The sequence below is a fragment of the Exiguobacterium sp. B2(2022) genome (genome assembly GCF_028823655.1).
GTDB lineage: Bacteria > Bacillota > Bacilli > Exiguobacteriales > Exiguobacteriaceae > Exiguobacterium > Exiguobacterium aestuarii_A.
This window is the reverse complement of record NZ_JAPEHX010000106.1, coordinates 1-3022: the sequence shown is the minus strand read 5'-3', so window position 1 is coordinate 3022 and position 3022 is coordinate 1. Positions and strand designations below refer to the sequence as shown.

4 protein-coding genes and 1 pseudogene are annotated in these 3022 nt (G+C 47.6%); 2 read left to right on the top strand and 3 right to left on the bottom strand.

Translation table 11 applies throughout. The annotated features are described in order from the left end of the window. Positions 1-269, bottom strand: a 269-nt coding sequence (locus tag ON063_RS14385) for a PAS domain-containing protein (RefSeq protein WP_274665597.1), incomplete at its 3' end; no start/stop codon positions are given. Positions 270-531: 262 nt separating this feature from the next. Here ON063_RS14385 and ON063_RS14380 point away from each other — a divergent pair. Then, on the top strand, positions 532-1146 hold the full coding sequence (locus ON063_RS14380) for a flavodoxin family protein (protein WP_274665596.1): 615 nt from the start codon (positions 532-534) through the stop codon (positions 1144-1146). Positions 1147-1180: 34 nt separating this feature from the next. Here the strand turns inward: ON063_RS14380 and gnd are convergent, their stop codons facing one another. Together gnd and ON063_RS14370 are read right to left on the bottom strand one after the other, a co-directional pair. Next, positions 1181-2074, bottom strand: a complete 894-nt coding sequence (gene gnd, locus ON063_RS14375) for a phosphogluconate dehydrogenase (NAD(+)-dependent, decarboxylating) (RefSeq protein ID WP_274665595.1) — start codon at positions 2072-2074, stop codon at positions 1181-1183. Between the two features lie 50 nt (positions 2075-2124). Beyond that, positions 2125-2337 carry a hypothetical protein gene (locus ON063_RS14370; protein ID WP_274665594.1) on the bottom strand — a complete coding sequence of 71 codons (213 nt, stop codon included), beginning with the start codon at positions 2335-2337 and terminating at the stop codon, positions 2125-2127. A gap of 431 nt (positions 2338-2768) precedes the next feature. Between ON063_RS14370 and ON063_RS14365 the strand changes: the two are divergent. Then, positions 2769-3022, top strand: a pseudogene (locus tag ON063_RS14365) (hypothetical protein); the annotation flags it as partial.

The window sequence follows — 3022 nt, the reverse complement described above, 5'->3', positions numbered from 1 at the left end:
ACACGTTTCACATGAGGAAGAATGCGTTCACGCTCTTGCGGCGTCATCAAGTTAGAATAATGATTTGGCAAGTCAGCGGTCGAATAGCCAAGTAAAAGACCCAGTTTTTGGTTAGCGTCGATGATTGTTCCGTCGATATCAATCAAAAAGACAGGATCGAGATGTCCTTCAATGAATTGACGGTCATTTGCGAGCTGATTCAGTTCTGTAGATGGGGCATTCTTGTCAGGAGTTGATTTAAACGGGTTGTTCCAGCGAAATGGCGACATACATTTCCCCCTCATCCTATGTGAAATCAATCGAATTACTGTTGAAATGATTAAGTGATATTAAATATACCGACTATTCGGAATGTAGTAAATACGATTCATACATTTTTTGTAAAATAGGTAAGATGGAACCAAAAAATATGTGATTTGATTAAAAGAGGTTTGAAATCAACAAAAGTTGTTTTGCGAACGGTTTGTGTTATGAAAAAACGATGAAGGGGAATGAAAGGGGGGAGCAGGATCAACTAAAGGAGGGGACAGCATGAAGGCATTATTTTTGAACTGCACCTTAAAAGGTGGCGACACGACGTCGCATACGGAAGGACTGATTCGCGACATCTTGCCGCATTTTGACGCGCTCGGGGTCGAGTCGGAAATCGTCCGCATCGTCGACTATAAAATCGCGTTCGGCGTGACAGAAGACGAAGGGGACGGGGATGAATGGCCGCAGATTTTCGAAAAAGTGAAAGGCGCAGACATCGTCGTCATCGGGACGCCACTCTGGCTTGGGGAGAAGAGCAGTGTCGCGACCCAAGTCGTTGAACGATTATATGGGGGGAGCGGCTTGACGAACAAGTCAGGTCAGGCGATCTACTACAACAAAGTCGGCGGAGTTGTCGTCACCGGGAATGAAGACGGGGCGAAACATGCGTGTGCGGGTATCCTCTATGCCTTATCCCACATCGGATTCACCGTGCCACCGAACGTCGATACGTACTGGGTCGGAGAAGCAGGACCAGGCGACTCGTATATCGATGCCGGGCGCGATAATGAGTTCACGAAGTCACACGGGAAGACGATGGCGTATAACCTCGTCCATTTCGCGCGTATGTTGAAGGCACACCCAATCCCTGCAGAGGGGAATACGATGGAATGAAGAATGGCCTCGGCGTGTGCCGAGGCCATGTTGATTACTCTTTCTTCTCCACCGCATGTCCCCCGAACTCATTTCGGAGCGCGGCGACGACTTTACCGGAGAATGTGTCGTCTTGGAGCGAGCGTTGGCGCATCATGAGCGAGAGGGCGATGACCGGTGTCGGCACGTCATATTCGAGCGCCGTCTCGACCGTCCACTTGCCTTCTCCTGACGCATGCATGACCCCGCGGATGTCATCGAGCTTCGCATCCTTGGAGAAGGCGCTCTCGGTCAGTTCCATGAGCCATGAACGGATGACAGAGCCGTGATTCCAGACACGGGCGACGTCCTCATATTCATAATCGAACGGACTCTTCTCGAGCACTTCGAATCCTTCGGCGATTGCCTGCATCATCCCGTATTCGATCCCGTTATGGACCATCTTCAGGAAGTGACCACTCCCACTCGGTCCGGCGTACAGATAACCGTTGTCGGTCGAGACGTCTTGGAACAGTTGCTCGATTTTGCCGAACGCTTCCAAATCACCACCAATCATCGTACAGGCTCCGTTCCGGGCCCCGTCCATGCCACCACTCGTCCCAACGTCGAAGAAATAGATGAGCTTTTCTTTGAAGTGGTCGGCGCGTCGCATCGACTCCTTATAGTTCGAGTTGCCCCCGTCGATGACGATGTCCCCAGGTGAGAGAGCTTCATATAAGTCGTTCAACACATGTTCGGTCACGTCTCCTGCCGGTACCATCACCCAGATGACACGCGGTGCCTTCAGTGCAGCGACGACTTCTTCCAATGACTGTTTCGTTTCGAACTGACTCGTCGAGACGTTCCCCGGGTCATAGCCATAGACGCGATGCCCGTTGTCCGTCAAATTCAATGCCAAGTTCAGCCCCATCTTCCCGAGCCCGATCATTCCGATTTCCATTCGTTCCACCCCATTTTCAGATTCGTTGTCTTAATAGGGTTACCCGAAACAGTTGAGGTTCAAAAGAGCGGCTTGATCGGGTCGACGCGATAAGCGAGGATACGTGTTACCGGGATGACCTCGCCGTCTGATAATGTGATGTGTCCAGACAACGGATTTAGAGAGTGAAGCGTTCGTTCAAATGTTTGAAATGCATCATATTCAGAACTGCCATATACGATAAACTCACAAGTTTGTTCTTGTTCTAAAAAACATGTCACGATGAATTGCATCGATTGATCCCCTTATGTATGAAATGCACTACTCTTCCAAATATGTTTATAATCTATACATATTTTACAAAAAATAAAACGAACGAACCATTCTGTTTTCTGAAATTAAGGAAATAGACCTATGAAAATCAATAAACTGTCAAAATTCTTTCAATATTAGCACAAAAAAGTAGAGAATTTGTTGAAATCGCGACCAATGGCTTAGTACCGTCGTATGAAACGAAACAAGACTTCAAAAAAGTGTGTGTTATGATAGACAACAACTTGCTAAACTTTCAAAAAACCTTGTCGATAGTAGCGATGTGAGCAATCGACAAACGGTGACAAGTATTCACCTCTTTTATAAAAATTCGGAAAAATTTGTCGATTCAGCGTGATAAAATAAAACCTGTGTCAATTACGGTCAATTGGGGATAGAAAGGTGCTATGTCATGGAAGAGCAAAAGCCAAAGAAGAGAGTCAAGAAACGTCGTCGTAAAGTGTCACCCGCGAAGCGCATCGCCATCATCGCAGGTGCAATCATCGGAGTGTTCCTGCTCATCGGAGCTGGGATGGCCTATTATTTATATAATCAAGTCGATACAACGGTCGACCGTTTGAATGAATCGGCCGGGCTTAGCCCGGATCGGATGAATCAACAAACGATTTCAGATAAGAAGCCGGTCTCGGTGTTATTACTCGGCGT

Excerpts from the sequence above, each read along its gene's own strand:
- ON063_RS14370 (WP_274665594.1), bottom strand. The coding sequence starts at position 2,337 with ATGCAATTCATCGTGACATGTTTTTTAGAACAAGAACAAACTTGTGAG.
- ON063_RS14380 (WP_274665596.1), top strand. The coding sequence starts at position 532 with ATGAAGGCATTATTTTTGAACTGCACCTTAAAAGGTGGCGACACGACG.